General features: G+C 65.0%; 13 protein-coding genes. 6 read left to right on the top strand and 7 right to left on the bottom strand.

The features are described from left to right. Window positions 1–17 precede the first annotated feature (17 nt). From mreC to GCN75_RS19565, 5 genes are all read left to right on the top strand, one after another. Window positions 18–1,070: a rod shape-determining protein MreC gene (gene mreC, locus GCN75_RS19585; protein ID WP_152283915.1), complete on the top strand. Its 1,053-nt coding sequence runs from the start codon at window positions 18–20 to the stop codon at window positions 1,068–1,070. Next, entirely contained in the window at window positions 1,067–1,579 is a 513-nt protein-coding gene (mreD, locus tag GCN75_RS19580; protein WP_077399420.1) for a rod shape-determining protein MreD, read from the top strand. Before mreC ends, mreD begins: the two co-directional genes overlap by 4 nt. 12 nt (window positions 1,580–1,591) lie before the next feature. Next, entirely contained in the window at window positions 1,592–3,565 is a 1,974-nt protein-coding gene (gene mrdA / locus GCN75_RS19575) for a penicillin-binding protein 2 (RefSeq protein WP_152283914.1), read from the top strand. Between the two features lie 67 nt (window positions 3,566–3,632). Next, window positions 3,633–4,748: a rod shape-determining protein RodA gene (rodA, locus tag GCN75_RS19570; RefSeq protein WP_101483784.1), complete on the top strand. Its 1,116-nt coding sequence runs from the start codon at window positions 3,633–3,635 to the stop codon at window positions 4,746–4,748. Continuing rightward, entirely contained in the window at window positions 4,748–5,800 is a 1,053-nt protein-coding gene (locus GCN75_RS19565; RefSeq protein ID WP_152283913.1) for a septal ring lytic transglycosylase RlpA family protein, read from the top strand. The genes rodA and GCN75_RS19565 overlap by 1 nt, the downstream gene beginning before the upstream one ends. A gap of 71 nt (window positions 5,801–5,871) precedes the next feature. On the opposite strand, the gene GCN75_RS19560 is transcribed toward GCN75_RS19565, so the two are convergent. Genes GCN75_RS19560 through argS form a run of 7 tightly spaced genes read right to left on the bottom strand, consistent with a single transcriptional unit; the run spans window position 5,872 to window position 12,108 of the window. Next, window positions 5,872–6,579: an SPOR domain-containing protein gene (locus GCN75_RS19560; protein WP_152283912.1), complete on the bottom strand. Its 708-nt coding sequence runs from the start codon at window positions 6,577–6,579 to the stop codon at window positions 5,872–5,874. Then, entirely contained in the window at window positions 6,573–7,331 is a 759-nt protein-coding gene (locus tag GCN75_RS19555) for a type III pantothenate kinase (RefSeq protein ID WP_152283911.1), read from the bottom strand. Before GCN75_RS19555 ends, GCN75_RS19560 begins: the two co-directional genes overlap by 7 nt. 4 nt (window positions 7,332–7,335) lie before the next feature. Then, on the bottom strand, window positions 7,336–8,130 hold the full coding sequence (locus GCN75_RS19550; RefSeq protein WP_152283910.1) for a biotin--[acetyl-CoA-carboxylase] ligase: 795 nt from the start codon (window positions 8,128–8,130) through the stop codon (window positions 7,336–7,338). Window positions 8,131–8,145: 15 nt separating this feature from the next. Then, window positions 8,146–8,928, bottom strand: a complete 783-nt coding sequence (locus GCN75_RS19545; RefSeq protein ID WP_152283909.1) for an SDR family oxidoreductase — start codon at window positions 8,926–8,928, stop codon at window positions 8,146–8,148. A 46-nt stretch (window positions 8,929–8,974) separates the two neighbouring features. Further along, complete coding sequence (locus GCN75_RS19540) at window positions 8,975–9,646, bottom strand: thiol:disulfide interchange protein DsbA/DsbL (RefSeq protein WP_152283908.1); 672 nt, start codon at window positions 9,644–9,646, stop codon at window positions 8,975–8,977. Between the two features lie 9 nt (window positions 9,647–9,655). Next, window positions 9,656–10,378, bottom strand: a complete 723-nt coding sequence (locus tag GCN75_RS19535; RefSeq protein WP_152283907.1) for an SPOR domain-containing protein — start codon at window positions 10,376–10,378, stop codon at window positions 9,656–9,658. A gap of 20 nt (window positions 10,379–10,398) precedes the next feature. Then, window positions 10,399–12,108 carry an arginine--tRNA ligase gene (gene argS, locus GCN75_RS19530; protein WP_152283906.1) on the bottom strand — a complete coding sequence of 570 codons (1,710 nt, stop codon included), beginning with the start codon at window positions 12,106–12,108 and terminating at the stop codon, window positions 10,399–10,401. A 376-nt stretch (window positions 12,109–12,484) separates the two neighbouring features. Here argS and rsmB point away from each other — a divergent pair, with 376 nt between their 5' ends. After that, window positions 12,485–13,912, top strand: a complete 1,428-nt coding sequence (gene rsmB / locus GCN75_RS19525) for a 16S rRNA (cytosine(967)-C(5))-methyltransferase RsmB (RefSeq protein WP_152283905.1) — start codon at window positions 12,485–12,487, stop codon at window positions 13,910–13,912. Window positions 13,913–13,964 lie beyond the last annotated feature (52 nt).

The following is a 13,964-nucleotide window of genomic DNA, read 5'->3' as shown; positions in this document are numbered from 1 at the left end:
CCTGATTATTGGAAGTCATGGAATACAGTCCTCCGCCACTTTTCAAACAAGGCGCCTCCGCCCGCGTCAAGATGATGGTGTTCGCCGGCATTTCTATCGCCCTGCTGCTGGTCGATTCGCGCATGCACGCGCTGACGGCCGTGCGCCAGGCCGTCGGCACCGTGCTGTATCCGGTGCAGATGGCGGCCCTGGTGCCGCGCGACGTGGCGCTCGGCGTCGGCAACTACTTTTCTTCGCTGTCCGCCCTGGAAAAACAGGTGCGCGACCTGAAGCACGAACAGATCGCCTCGGCGCAGATCCTGCAGCAGGCGCAGCTCAATATCGTTGAAAACAACCATTTGCGCAAACTGATGGAGGCGCGCGAGCGCGTGCCCGTGAAGACCCTGATGGCCGAAGTCCTGTACGACACGCGCGATTCGGCCACGCGCAAGATCGTGCTGGACCGCGGCATCCAGAACGGCGTTGAACTGGGGCGCCCCGTGATCGACAACCTGGGCGTGGTGGGGCAGGTCACGCGCGTGTTCCCGTTCACTTCCGAAGTGACCCTGCTGACCGATGAAGAGCAAGCCATTCCCGTGCAGCTGCTGCGCAATGGCGTGCGCAGCGTGGCCATCGGGCGCGGCAAGTCCGGCACCATGGAACTGCGCTTCACGGCCCCCAGCGCCGACATCCAGATCGGCGACATCGTCATTACCTCGGGTCTTGACGGCCTGTATCCGGCCGGCCTGGCCGTGGCGCGCGTGACCCTGGTCGAGCGCAATGCGCACGGTCCGTTCGGCCGCGTCGTGTGCCAGCCGCTGGCCGGCATCGAACGCAATACCCAGCTCCTTATTTTGATGACGTCGCCCGAGATACCACCACGTCCGCCTGCCGAAGATATCAAGACGGGCCGCAAGATTGCCGGCAAGATGGCGCCGATCAAGGACCCGGCCAAGGAGCCTGCCGCCGCTGCGGCGCCGGCGCCGGCCGCGAATGGCGCAGCCGCACCGGCCGCGAAAGCGCCGGCTGGCACCCTACCTGCGCCCGCGCCCGCGCCTGCCGCCGTGCCACCGAAGGAGGCGACACGATGAACCGCCCGCATTACATCCTGCTGCCGGTCAGTCCCCTGTTCATCGGCTTTTCCCTGCTGTGCGCTTTTCTGTTGAATTTGCTGCCATGGGGGCAGTTCGTCGGCGTGCCCGATTTCGTCGCCCTGGTGCTGGTCTTCTGGGGCATTCACCAGCCGCGCAAGGTCGGCATCGGCGTGGCGTTCTTCATGGGCTTGATGATGGACGTGCACGATTCGACCCTGCTGGGCGAGAATGCGCTGGCCTACACCCTGCTGTCCTACTTTGCCATCATGATGCACCGCCGCGTGCTGTGGTTCCCCATCCTGACGCAGGCGCTGCACGTGCTGCCGCTGCTGCTGCTGACGCAGGCGCTGCAATTGCTGACGCGCCTGATCGTCTCCGGGCGCTTCCCCGGCTGGCTCAATTTCATCGAGAGCTTCGTCGCCGTGGCCCTGTGGCCCCTCGTCACGTGGATCCTGCTGGCGCCGCAGCGCCGCGCCGTGGACCGTGACCACAACCGGCCGATTTGACGGGCGCCTGCCATGACTGAACTGAAGAACACCGAGCGCGAACTGCATTTTTTCCGCATGCGCCTGACCATCCTGGGCGGGCTCGTCTTCGTCTGCTTTTCGCTGCTGCTGGCGCGCTTCATCTGGCTGCAGGTGATCAAGCACGAGGATTACGCCACCAAGGCCGAGGACAACCGCATCGCCGTGGTGCCCATCGTGCCCACGCGCGGCCTGATCCTCGACCGCAACGGCGTGGTATTGGCGCGCAATTACTCGGCCTATACGCTGGAAATCACGCCATCGAAGCTGAGCGCCAGCCTCGACTCGGTGATCGACGAGCTGTCGACCCTGGTGCAGGTCGACATCAAGGACCGCCGCCGCTTCAAGAAACTGCTGGAAGAATCGAAGAACTTTGTCAGCGTGCCGCTGCGCACGCGCCTGACGGACGAAGAAGTGGCGCGCTTTACGGCGCAGCGTTTCCGCTTCCCTGGCGTGGAGGTGCAGGCGCGCCTGTTCCGCCAGTATCCGATGGGCGAAATCGCCTCGCACGTGGTGGGCTTCATCGGCCGCATCAACCGCAATGAAGCGAAGGCGCTGGAAGAGGGCGAGGACGCGGCCAACTACAACGGCACCGATCATATCGGCAAGGAAGGCCTGGAAAAAAGCTATGAGAAGCAGCTGCATGGCACCACCGGCTACGAAGAGGTGGAAGTGTCGGCCGGCGGGCGCGCCATGCGCACCCTGTCGCGCACGGCGGCCACGCCTGGCAACAACCTGATCCTGTCGATCGACATCGAACTGCAGAAGGTGGTCGAGGAAGCGTTCGGCGAATGGCGCGGCGCGGCCGTGGCGATCGACCCGGCCACGGGCGACATCCTGGCCTACGTGTCCAAGCCCGGCTACGACCCCAACCTGTTCGTCGACGGCATCGACCAGCAAAGCTGGAATGAGCTCAATACCTCGCTGGACCGGCCGATGGTCAACCGTCCCCTGTCCGGCACCTACGCGCCCGGCTCGACCTTCAAGCCCTTCATGGCGCTGGCCGCGCTGGAACTGGGCAAGCGCACGCCGAGCCAGTCGATTTCCGATCCCGGCTTCTTCATCCTGGGCGGGCATACCTTCCGCGACGACAAGGTAGGCGGCCATGGCACGGTGGACATGCACAAGTCCATCGTCGTCTCGTGCAATACCTATTACTATCAGCTGGGCCGCGACATGGGCATCGACGCCATCCACGACTTCATGAAGCCGTTCGGCTTCGGCCAGCTGACGGGCATCGACCTGAATAACGAAAAGACGGGCGTGCTGCCGTCGACGGAATGGAAGCGCAACCGCTTCAAGACGCCGCAGCAGAAAAAATGGGTGGGCGGCGACACGATTTCGGTGAGTAACGGCTCCGGCTACAATTCCTATACGCCGCTGCAGATCGCCCACGCGACGGCCAACCTGGCCAATAACGGCGTGGTGATGAAGCCGCATCTGGTGAAGATCATCGAAGACGCCAGCACGCGCGCGCGTACCCTGACGGTGCCCAAGGAAAGCTACCGCATCGCGCTCAAGCAGGAAAACATCGACACCATCAAGCGCGCCATGGTGGGCGTGACCAGCGAACAGGGCGGCACGGCCGCGCGCATCTTCGCCGGCGTGCAGTACACGGTGGGCGGCAAGACGGGGACGGCGCAGGTGGTGGGCATCAAGAAAAACGAGAAGTACAATGCCAAGCTGCTGGCCGAACGCCTGCGCGACAATGCCTTGTTTACGGCCTTCGCGCCGGCCGACAAGCCGCGCATCGCGATTGCCATCGTGGTGGAAAACGCGGGCTTCGGCGCCGGCGTGGCCGCGCCGATCGCGCGCAAGGCGCTCGACTACTACCTGCTGGGCAAGCGCCCGAGCGACAAGGAAAAGGACACCACCAAGGTGCCCAAGGAAGATGTCGACGAAGTGCGCACCCTGGAAGAAATCACCGACGAGCAGGCTGCCCCGGCGGCGCCTGCCAGACAACAATGAAACGTTTCTTGTTACGAGAGGCGCTCGCCATGGCGGCGCGCCAGACCCCAAGGCAATAAGGAAGCACATGCCCATAAACGAGAGGCGCTCGCTGTGGCGGCGCGCCAAACCCTATCTGGCGGTATTCGATCCGCCGCTGATGATCATCATCCTGATGCTGCTCAGCACCAGCCTGCTGACCCTGTATTCGGCCAGCATCGGCATTCCCGGCAAGATCGAGGATCACCTGCGCAACATCCTGCTGTGCTTTTTCGTCATGTGGGTGGCGGCCAACGTCACGCCGCAGATGATGATGCGCATCGCCGTGCCCGCGTATACGGTCTCGGTGATATTGCTGGTGGCCGTGGCGCTGTTCGGCACGATCAAGCTCGGTGCGCGGCGCTGGCTGCATATCGGCGTGATCGACATCCAGCCTTCCGAGTTCCTGAAGATCGCCACGCCGCTGATGCTGGCCTGGTTCTTCCAGCACAATGCGGGCGCCCTGCGCTGGAAATCGTTCCTGATGGCGGCCGTGCTGCTGCTGGTGCCCGTCTACCTGATCGCGCGCCAGCCCGATCTGGGCACGGCGCTGCTGGTGGTGGCGGCCGGCTTTACCGTGATCTTCCTGGCCGGCCTGTCGTGGAAAGTGCTCGCCGGCCTGCTGATCACCTTTGTTTCCTGCCTGCCCATCGCCTGGTCGCACCTGCATGATTACCAGCGCGACCGCGTGATGATGCTGATCGACCCGACCAAGGACCCGCTGGGCAAGGGCTTCCATATCATCCAGTCCATCATCGCCATCGGTTCCGGCGGCATGACGGGCAAGGGATGGACGCACGGCACGCAGGCCCATCTGGAGTTCGTCCCGGAGCGCACGACCGACTTCATCTTCGCCGTGTATTCGGAGGAGTTCGGCCTGGTGGGCAATTTGATCCTGATGCTGATGTATTTGCTGCTGGTGGGACGGGGGATGATGATCGCCGCCAACGCCCCCAGTTTTTTCACTCGCCTGCTGGCAGGAGCGATAACTATGATTTTCTTTACGTATGCGTTTGTTAACATGGGCATGGTCAGCGGCATCGTGCCGGTGGTCGGCGTGCCCCTGCCTTTCCTCAGCTACGGCGGCACGGCGCTGCTGACCCTGGGCGTGGCCACCGGTATCCTGATGAGCATTCAGCGCCATCGCAAGCTGGTGCAGACCTGATGCGCGCGCCTGTCGATACCTTCGCCATGCGCGGGCTGAATGTTGCCACACTGCTGGCGGTCTTGCTGACCCTGGCCGCCTGCGGCACCACGCCGCAAAAGCCGCCGGCCAACGTGCCCATGCCGCCGGGCGGCAAGGTCAAGTCCCCCGTGCGCCAGGACCCCACCTTGCCCGCGCTGCCGGCGGCCGGCTCCGGGCGCGGCGGCTACTACAAGGATGACGGCCCGGGCGACAATCCGCCCGCCAACCTGCGCGACGTGCCCGATGCGGAAGTGCGCAACGAGCCGTATTCGACGCGCTCGAACCGTCCCTATGTCGTGTTTGGCAAGACGTATACCCCGATCACCGACAACGAACCGTTCAAGCAGACGGGCACGGGCACCTGGTATGGCAAGAAATTCCATGGCCAGCGCACCTCGTCGGGCGAAATCTACGATATGTACAAGATGACGGCGGCCCATCCGACCTTGCCGATTCCATCGTATGCGCGCGTGACGAGCATCGACAGCGGCGAGCAGGTGATCGTGCGCATCAATGACCGCGGTCCGTTCCACGCCACGCGCGTGATCGACGTGTCCTACACGGCGGCGCTGAAACTGGGCTTCCTGGGCAAGGGCAGCCACCAGGTGGTCGTCGAGCGGCTGCTGCCGGCCGACATCGATGCCATCCTGGCCGCCAGGGCGGCGCCCAAGCCGGTGCCTTCCGTGGTCGCCATTTCCATCGATACGCCAGTGGAAACGGGCGCCGTGGTGCAGCCGGAAGTGTCGACGCAGATGCTGCCCGTCGATGCGACGGTGGCCATGCCTGCTCCGGCGGCGCTGGCCAGCGGCTTCTATCTGCAGCTGGGCGCCTACTCGCGCGCCGACAATGCGGAAATGGGGCGTTCGCGCCTGGCGCCCTACGCGGCGGCTCTGGGAACGCTGGGCGTGGTACAGGCCGGTAATCTGTTCCGCCTGTACGGCGGACCGTTTTCCAGCCGCGCCGAAGCGGCGCGGGCGGCGGCGAATCTGCCGGAATCGACCGGCATCAAGCCGATCGTCATCCAACGATAAGGCACGGGACTGAACCGCAGCGCGCATCGCAGGTGCGCACAGCGCGACGCGCAGCAGGTTTGCTCAGGTGCTTATTTGCAGTTGCGCAGTTCCTGCTCCGGGAACTGCGCCTTGATCTTTTCCAGCCGCGCGCGCGTGGCGGCGTCGAGGTCGCGGAAGCGGTAGGCCATCTGCTTGCTGGCGCTGTAGCGCGGCGCGATGCGGGCGCTGTGCACGCCCTGCTTGTTGAGCGCTGCCAGCTGGCTTTGCGCGCTGTTTTCCGATTTGAATACACCCAATGAAATGCCCCAGCGCTGCGGGCTGACTTCGTTCATGATGAAGTAGTTCGTCACGCCCAGCTGCTTCAATTCGCCCGCCTTGCGGTCGGCGCCTTCCTTGCTGCCCTGCGGCGGGATGTACACCATGTAGCTGGAAATCTCCTGGCCGGCCACGTTGCGGCGCGACTGGCGGTCGCCCAGGTCCAGGGCGGCCACTTGCGCTTCGAAGCGGCGTCCGTCCGCCAGCAGGAAATTGCCCACTTCCGTGCAGGCATACGATGGCGGCGGCGCGGGAGCGGCCGGAGCGGCCGTTGCCGGTGTCGCCGCGTCGTCGGCGGCCGGTGGCGCAGCGGGCGCCGTGGCCTGCTCCTGCGTCAGCAAGGTGAGCTTGCCGGCCTGCAGCTGGTTTTTCAGGCGCGCCGGTTCGCGCGTCTCGCTACGGAAACTGCCCAGATAACCCTGGCCGATGGCCAGCACCAGCAGGTTGACGCCGGCCAGCAGCCAGAAGACGAATTTCAGCATACGTGGTTTCCTTGTGTTCCCGCTGCTCCGGTGCGCGCGGCCGCCTGCAGCCCGATCATGACGATATTGTCCACCAGGTGCAGCGGTACCGCCAGCGCCAGTGCCGGCGCGATGCGCGGCGCGGCGCCGCCGGACAGCAGGCAGGCGCTGGCGCCGTGCATGCGCACGGCCCGTTCGATGGCGCCCGCCTGCGCCGCCAGACAGCCGGAGAGGATGGCGTCGTCCGTGTTGTCGGCGAAGCCGGCCGGCAGCATGGCGTCGCTGGCGATTTGCGGCAGCTGCGCCGTGTTGCGTGCCAGCGAACTGGCCATCAATCCCAGTCCCGGCAAGATCATCCCGCCGAGAAAAACGCCATCTGCCGTGACGGCGTCGATGGTGGTGGCGGTGCCGCAGTTGGCGACGATGACGGCCTGGCCAGGCGCCAGCGCCTGCGCGCCGATGGCGGCGGCAAAACGGTCGCAACCGAGCTGCGACGGCGTGCGGTAGCCATTCTTTAATCCCGCCAGCTGCGGCTGCGAGGTGAAGTCGCAGGGCGCTACCGGCAGCATGGCGCGCAGGCGCATGCCGATGACGGTGCCTGCCACGTTCGACAGCAGCGCTGTGCTGATGGCGAGGCCGGCCCACTGCGCGGCCAGTGTGTCGATCTGCGCATGCGCGACGGCGCCGCTGGCCAGCCAGCCGCCGGCGGCACTATCGGCGGCCACGAGCGCCCATTTGATGCGTGTATTGCCGGCGTCTATCAGCAGCAGCATGCGCTTACTCCCCCGCCAGGCGCAAGGACACGTCGCCGGACATGACTTCCTGCAGGCCCCCATCGGTGTGCAGCAGCAAACGGCCCAGGTGGTCCACGCCAGCGGCCACGCCTTGCTGCAGCAGCTGGCCGTTGTCGAGGATCTTCACGTGCTGGTCCTGCCAGGCGTGGAGCAGGTTCCAGCGTTCGGCAAAAGGCGCGAAGCCCGTGTCATCGAATTCGGCCAGCACGCCGGCCAGGCGGCTCAGGAGCGCCGCGACCAGGGTGTTGCGCTCCATCTGCGCCAGCCAGGGCACGGCCGAGACGCTGCGCCCGATCTGCTGCTCCAGCGCATCGGGCATCAGCAAATTGATGCCGCAGCCGATGACGGCCCACACGCCGCCATCGGCTGCCTGCTGCGTTTCGACGAGGATGCCGGCCAGTTTGTGGCCATCCTTGAGCATGTCGTTCGGCCACTTCAATTGCACCGGCACGCCCAGCGCCGTCATGCTTTCGGCCAGCGCCACGCCGACGGCCAGGGGCAGGCCCACCATCCCGTGCAGCGGCCCCTTGAAGCGCCAGGCCAGCGAGAACATCAGGCTGGCGTCGGCCTGCGACACCCAGGGCCGTCCGGCGCGCCCCCGTCCGGCAGTCTGCTGGCCGGCGATACGCAAGGTGGGGCCGGCCAGGGTGGCGCAGCGCGCCAGCAGGTCGGCGTTGGTCGATCCCGTTTCGTCGACCACTTCGATGGCCACGTGGGAGGCGCCCGTGGCGCAATGGGCGGCGATGGCCGCGCTGTTCAGGTCTGAATGCTTCGTCATGGTGAGGAAATGGTTTTACTGGCTGTCGCCGGATGGCTTGCTGCGCGCCTTGTGCGGCGCGTTGGCGAAGGCCATGTCGTAGACGGCATTGGGCAGCGCGCGCAGCAGCTTGGCGACGACGCCCATCTGCCACGGGATCACGCGGTAGCTGTCGCCGTCGGCGATGGCGCGCGCGGCGCGTGCGGCGAATTTTTCGGCCGGCATCAGGAAGGGCATGCGGTAGGCGTTATGCCGCGTCATCGGCGTGTCGATGTAGCCGGGCGTGATGGTGACGACCTTGACGCCCGCAGGTTTCAATTCCAGGCGCAGCGATTCGCAGTAGCTGATGACGGCCGCCTTCGAGGCGCTGTACGCTTCGGCGCCGGGCAGGCCGCGGATGCCCGCCACGCTGCCGATGCCCACCAGGCGTCCGCTGCCTTGCTGCTGCATGGTGGCGATGAAGGGAGCGAAGGTGGCGACGGTGGCCGTGACGTTGATGGCCATGAGGCGCGCGAAGGCGTCGAGGTCTTCCGCGTGTTCGGTCAAGGTGCCGTACGATACGCCGGCGCTGGCGATGACGACATCGATGCGCCCCGCATGGGCGATGAAGTCGTGCGCCGCGTTTTTCAGGGCGGCGTGGTCGCACACATCGACGGCGTAGGCACGGTGGCGTTCGGGGTGGGGCAGGGAGGCGATCAGTTGCTGCAGGGTTTCGCCGCGGCGGGCCAGCAGGCCCAGTCGGGCGCCCTGGCGCGCGTACTGCAGCGCCAGGGCGGCGCCCAGTCCGCTCGACGCCCCCGTGATGAAAACGCTGTGCATCAGGCGATGCGCGCGTGCCGGGGCTGCGCCAGGGAGGTAGACATGCTTATTTCTTTTCCGCTTTGGCTTTCGCAACCAGCACGTCCATCACGGTGAGCGCCTGGGCGTTCAACTGCTCTTCGTTCTTGGCCGACTTGCTGCCTTGATCCGCCTGCGATGGCGAGGTGATGTAGCGGCCGTCGATGGCGATCATGGGCCAGAACGTCACGTTATAGCCTTGCATCATGGCGTCTGCGCGGCGCACGCGGGCTGAGATACCCATCGAACGGTAGGTGTCGATGAACTTCTGGCGGTCCACGCCCTGCTTGGCGACGAAGTCGAATACGGCGTCGTCCGTGTTCAGGCGGTTGCGCTCCACGTGCATGGCGTGGAAGACGCTGGTGTGCAGCTTGTCGATCAGGCCCATGGCTTGCAGGGTGAAGAACAGGCGCTGCTGCGGCGCCACGCTGTCATCGCGCGACACGTGCACGCGCTTGAAGACGATGTTGTCGCCCTGTTTCTTGACCCAGGCCGCCAGTTGCGGCTCGAGCACGTTGCAATGCGGGCAGTAATAGGCGAAGAATTCCGTCACTTCGATCTTCTTGCCCGATTCCGTCGCCTGCGGCGTGGCCAGGGTTTCGTACTCGACGCCGTTTTTCGGATCGGCCGGCGAGGCCGATGCCCCCATGGCGGCGGTGCACAGGGCGGCGGCGAACAGGACTTTCTTCAGAAAACGCATGCTGGTTCCTTATTTTTGGTTGCGGACGACGGCGACATCGATGCCGTTTTCGGACAGTTTGGTACGTGCGCGGTTCATCGCTTCGAGCTGGTTGAACGGCCCGATGCGCACGCGGTGCAGCACGCCGGCATCGGTGCTGCGGTCGCTGATGGCCGCTTCGAAGCCGAGCAGCGCCAGTTTGCCGCGCGTGCTTTCGGCGTCCGACATGTCATGGAAGGCGCCGGCCTGCAGATAATAAATCCATTTGTCGCTGGCTGCATCGGCCTTGGCGTCGGCTTTCGTCTCGGCCTTGGCCTGTGCCGCCGGAGCGGCCGCCGGCGTTTTCGGCGTCGGCTTGTCCTTCAGGGTGCCGATCAATTCCTGCAGCGCGTCTGGCGGCGGCGCCTTCGGCTGCTGCACGGGAGCTGGCGCCGGTGCCGGCGCAGCGGGCTGCGTCGGCGTGGTGATTTCGCGTGGCTCCTTGGAGAAGTCGCGCGCCGCTTCCTTGGCCGCTTCCTTGTTGCCGTACATCGGCTTGTTCGGGTCGGCGATCTGGCCAGCCGTCGGTTCGGCCGATTTGCCGGCCTTGGGCGACTTGTCGGTGAAGGGCGAGGCGCCCTTGGTGATCACCAGGGCGACCACCACGGCGATGCCCAGGCCGATGACCAGGCCGATGATGATGCCGACCAGCGTATTGCCCTGCTGGCGGCGGACCGGCGTGGCGCGGGAAGCGTAAGAGGAAGCGTGATTCATTGACGGTTTGACCTTCGCGATTACATTTTGTTTGGCGCGGACACGCCGATCAGTGCCAGGCCGTTGCGCAGCACCTGGCGCGCGGCGATGACGAGCGCCAGGCGGGCCATCTTGACGGCTTCGTCCTCGACCAGCACTTTTTCGGCGAAGTAGAAGCTGTGCAGGTTGGCGGCCAGGTCGCGCAGGTAGAAGGCGACCTGGTGGGGACCCAGTTCCGCTTGCGCGCGCGCCAGCATTTCCGGGTAGGCGGCCAGGGTCGCCAGCAGGGTCGCTTCCGTCGGCGCCGTCAGCGGGGAAAGGTCGACGTTGGCAACCGTGCCTGCATCGCCGCCCCAGTTTTCCAGGATGCGGCAGATGCGCGCATGCGCGTACTGCACGTAATAGACGGGGTTTTCATCGGTGGTTTTCAGCGCCACGTCGACGTCGAAGACGAATTCCGTGTCGGCCTTGCGCGAGATCAGGAAGAAGCGCACGGCGTCGCGGCCCTTGGCGATGTCGCCGCCGCCGGACCATTCGATCAGGTCGCGCACGGTCACGTAGGAGCCGGCGCGTTTCGAAATTTTGACTTCTTCGCCGTCCTTCATGACGGTGACCATCTTGTGCAGCACGTAGTCGGGGTAGCCTTGCGGGATGCCCATGTCGACCGCCTGCAGGCCGGCGCGCACGCGCGCGATGGTGCCGTGGTGGTCGCTGCCCTGGATATTGATGGCCTGCACGAAGCCGCGCTGCCATTTCACCAGGTGATACGCCACGTCCGGCACGAAATACGTGTAGGTGCCGTCCGTCTTGCGCATGACGCGGTCCTTGTCGTCGCCGAAGTCGGTGGTGCGCAGCCACAGCGCGCCATCCTGCTCGTAGGTGTGGCCCGCCTTGATCAAGGTCTCGACGGCGCTGTTGACCTTGCCGTCCGCGTACAGCGACGATTCCAGGTAGTAGTTGTCGAACTTCACGCCGAATGCCTGCAAGTCGATATCCTGCTCGTTGCGCAGGTAGGTGACGGCGAATGGACGGATCGAATCGATGTCTTCCACGTTGCCGTTGGCCGTCGCCGGCAAGCCGTCGCTGGCCGACACGGTCTTGCCGGCGATGAAGTCGTTGGCGATATCGGCGATGTAGTCGCCGTTGTAGCTTGACTCGGGCCATTCGGCGTCGCCCGGCTTGAAGCCGCGCGCGCGCGCCTGCACGGAATTGGCCAGGGTCTGGATCTGCACGCCCGCGTCGTTATAGTAGAACTCGCGCGTCACTGTGTAGCCTTGCGCGTCGAACAGCGAGGACAGCGCATCGCCCAGGGCTGCCTGGCGGCCGTGGCCCACGTGCAGCGGGCCCGTCGGGTTGGCCGAGACGAATTCCAGGATGACCTGCTTGCCGGCGCCTGCCGTGCTGCGGCCATAGCTGTCGGCCTCGCTCAGGATAGTCTTGACCACGGCCTGCTTGGCGGCGGCGGACACGCGCACGTTGATGAAGCCGGGGCCGGCGATTTCCACTGCCTCGATCAGGCCCTTGCCGGCCGGGTTGGCCAGCACGGCCGTGACGATGGTTTGCGCCAGTTCGCGGGGATTCTGTTTCAGCTGCTTGGCCAGTTGCATGGCGATGTTGCAGGCGACGTCGCCATGCGATGCATCGCGTGGTCGCTCGAGCACCACGGAAGGCGCAAGCGAAGTGCCGGCCAGGACGGGAGCGAGGGCGGCCTGGAACAGGGCGATGATTTCTTGTTTCTGTTGGGCGAGCATGAGCAGGATGGCGGTGGAACCGCGTTAAGAATGAATAGAATGAATCAAAAAGCAAAACGGACGGCAAGTATGCAAGCCGCCCAGACTGCGTTAATTATACTGGTTTGCTGCCGGGAACAATACGCCGGCCGGCAGTGTGCCCGTGCCGGCGCTTTTCACGATATTATCAGGACGGCATGGTCATGTTGGTGCACGAAAACATCAGCATGGTGCATTCTGCTTGTATATATGCAGTTTTTTGCCGGAAATTGCCCATATCGCTGCAATCGCTTGGGCCAGAGGGCGCCACAAACGCTACAATCGACCCTTTATTGATGACGCGCGGCCGCGTATTTGCCACCATGCCGCCAGCCGCGCGCAGCCACACCGGATAACTATGAACAAGCGCCCCACGCTGAAATTGAAAACCAAGCCGGCGCCAGGCCAGGCTCACGCCCCTGCCGCCGCAAAATTGCGTCCCAGCTACCATCCCGACCTGAAACCGGTCCTGCAGCCAGGCTTCCAACCCGATTTGCGCGCCGACTCGCTGGCGTTTTGCCTGCTGGGCGCCGCCAATGCCGTGGCGCAAGTGCGCACGGGCACGGCCCTGCCGCAAGCGCTGGCCAAGGTGTTTACGCAATCGAACGCCAGCCCGCAAGCGCGCGGCGCCATCCAGGATATTTCCTACCGTACCATGCGCCAGCTGGGCCGCAGCGAAACCCTGGTCGGCCTGATGACGTCGAAGGCGCCCGAACCGCCGATGCTCGCTGCGCTGCTGTGCTGCGCGCTGTCCCTGATGTCGGCCGAGCCGGGCGAGCAGCCGTACGAAGAATTCACCGTTGTGGACCAGGCCGTCACGGTGGCCACCTCGCACCCTGACCTGGCGCATGCCAAGGGCATGGTCAACGCCGTGCTGCGCCGTTTCTTGCGCGAGCGCACATCCTTGCTGGCAGCGGCCTTGCAGCAACCTTTGGCGCAATGGAATTATCCGCAATGGTGGATCGACTCGCTGCGCCTGGCCTATCCCCGCGACTGGCAAGCCATTCTGACGGCCGGCAATGCCGTGCCGCCATTGACCTTGCGCGTGAACCGCCGCAAGAGCACAGTCGAAGCGTATCTGGCCGTGCTGGCGGAGGCGGGCATTGCCGCGGGCCAGGTGGGGCCGTTTGCCGTGCGCCTGGACAAGCCCATCGGCGTAGCGCTGATCCCCGGCTTCGAGCAGGGCGTCGTTTCCGTGCAGGATGCCGGCGCGCAACTGGCCGCACCGCTGCTGGACTTGCAAGATGGCATGCGCGTGCTGGACGCCTGCGCGGCGCCTGGCGGCAAGACGTGCCACATCCTGGAACTGGCCGATGTGCAAGTCACGGCCATCGATGCGGACGCCAAGCGCTTGCCGCGCATCGCGGAAAACCTCGAGCGCCTGGGCCTGGAAGCGACCCTGAAGGCGCAGGATGCGCAATCGAGCGCGTGGTGGGACGGTCAGCAGTACGACCGCATCCTGGCCGACGTGCCGTGCACGGCCTCGGGCATCGTACGCCGCCATCCCGACATCCGCTGGTTGCGCCGCAAGGGAGATGCGTTCCAACTTGCAACACTTTCATCTAAAATTCTGGACAACCTGTGGCAGATGCTGCGCCCCGATGGTAAATTGCTGTTCGTGACTTGTTCATTGTGGCCGCAGGAATCCGAGGCACAGGCGGCGGCATTTGCGGTGCGCAATAATGCGACCCGATTGACAGCGCCTGGCCAGCTGTTGCCGACTGGCAGCGCGGAGCAGGACCACGACGGTTTGTTCTATGCGCTATTCCAAAAAAATGCGGCTTGAGCGATTCGTCGATACTTTTCCTACGGACACTACCGGCACACTTGTGACAACA

It is taken from the genome of Janthinobacterium violaceinigrum (genome assembly GCF_009208555.1).
GTDB classification, from domain to species: Bacteria; Pseudomonadota; Gammaproteobacteria; order Burkholderiales; family Burkholderiaceae_D; genus Janthinobacterium; species Janthinobacterium violaceinigrum.
The sequence above is the reverse complement of the archived record's forward strand: the minus strand, read 5'-3'. Positions and strand labels throughout refer to the sequence as shown.